Origin of the sequence: Kitasatospora sp. NPDC057542 (assembly GCF_042801945.1) — a bacterium.
GTDB lineage: Bacteria > Actinomycetota > Actinomycetes > Streptomycetales > Streptomycetaceae > Kitasatospora.
On record NZ_JBHVFE010000837.1, the window covers coordinates 1 to 1,447 of the forward strand.

Genomic DNA, 1,447 nt, shown 5'->3' on the forward strand with positions numbered 1-1,447 from the left:
CGGTGCGCTGGGGGCCCAGTCTCATGCGTGATCGGTCAGGGGTTGACGGGGAGGATGGGGGTCCTCAGGGCAGGGAAGCTCCAGGTCTGGGCGGGTGTGTTGTTGCAGGTGACGGCAGTGAGCCGGCTTCCGGGGGTGATGTCGTTGTTGGGCAGGTCGAGGCAGTGATTGGAGAAGGGGTTGTAGAGGCTGCCGTCGGCGCGGGGAAGCCAGACCTGGTTCGAGGCGCCGGGGGCGCAGGTCCAGAGGCCGACGGCGGCTCCGTTGGCGGTGCTTCTGCCGGTGATGTCGAGGCACATTCCGCGCAGGCTGACCGTGCTGTTGGTGGAGTCGACGGTCAGGTTCTGGGCGGGACCGTTGTTGCAGGGCCATATGGCGATGCCGCGGCTCGTGTCGTCATTGGGCACGTCGAGGCAGTTGCTGCTGGCGGCGTGGCGAATGGCCATGCTGGTGGCGGGAGGGTTGGCGGGGGTGTTGTAGACGGCGAAGTTGCTGACGCGGCCGTTGAAGCTGGTGGTCTGCTGGCCCTGGTGTTGGAAGCGGCCGAGGACCAGGCCGCCGCTGGGGGCGGGGCTGGTGGCCGCGTTGTGGTAGGCGCTGCCGGCGAGTGTGCCGTTGACGTAGAGGCTCATCTGGCCGGTCGTAGCGTTGTAGCTGGCGGTGAGCTGGGTCCAGGCGTCGCTCTTCACGAGGGCGGCGCTGTTGGTGACGGCGGTGTAGTCGTACGGCCAGTTGTTGTCGTCGGCGTAGGCGAGGGCGAAGCGCCAGGCGCCGCCGTTGCCTTCGCTCCAGAGGATGAAGCTGCTGGCACGAGTGGTGTTCTGGCTGGCGATGATCTGGCCGGTGCCGGTGGACTTGGCCCAGGTGCTGACGGTGAAGCTCTGGCGGGTGTCGACGACGGGCTTGTCGGTGGTGGCGGAGGAGGTGCTGCCGTTGAAGACGGCGACCTTGGTGGCACGGCCGTCGACGGTGTCGTCGGCGAAGGTGAGGTTGCTCGGGGCCGCGTTGTAGCTGACGGGGTTGGCGGTGGTGTCACCCTGGAGCTTCCACTGGGCCTGCGGGGCCTGGGTGTTGCCGCGGTAGTGGTCGCCGTTGAAGCCGGTCACGACCTTGCCGGTCACAGCGCCAGGCCAGGCGTGCAGGTTGCCGGAGCTGTCGAGGGCCCACAGGTCGGGCACGCCGTCGCCGGTCACGTCTCCGTCCGAGCCGACGGTCGGGAAGTCGGTGGTGGTGACGCCCGCGCCGATCTTGGATGCGGAGGCGGGGGTGACGGCGGTGACGGTGGTGTACTCGCCAAGGCCGTCAGTGCGGGTCTCGGTGGTGAGGGCGTACTGAAGGATGTCTCCGGCCGTCCCCTCTCTGCCAGCCTTGGGTGAGACATCCCGCTTTGTCGGGTTAGCCTGAGAGGGCCCGAGTAGGAGTTCCACCCCTGATGACCAGCACCAAC

1 protein-coding gene is annotated in these 1,447 nt (G+C 68.1%); it reads right to left on the reverse strand.

What is annotated here, in order from left to right:
• Window positions 1-35 precede the first annotated feature (35 nt).
• On the reverse strand, window positions 36-1,447 hold a 1,412-nt coding region (locus ACFU7Y_RS43950; RefSeq protein ID WP_380772072.1), incomplete at its 5' end, for a ricin-type beta-trefoil lectin domain protein.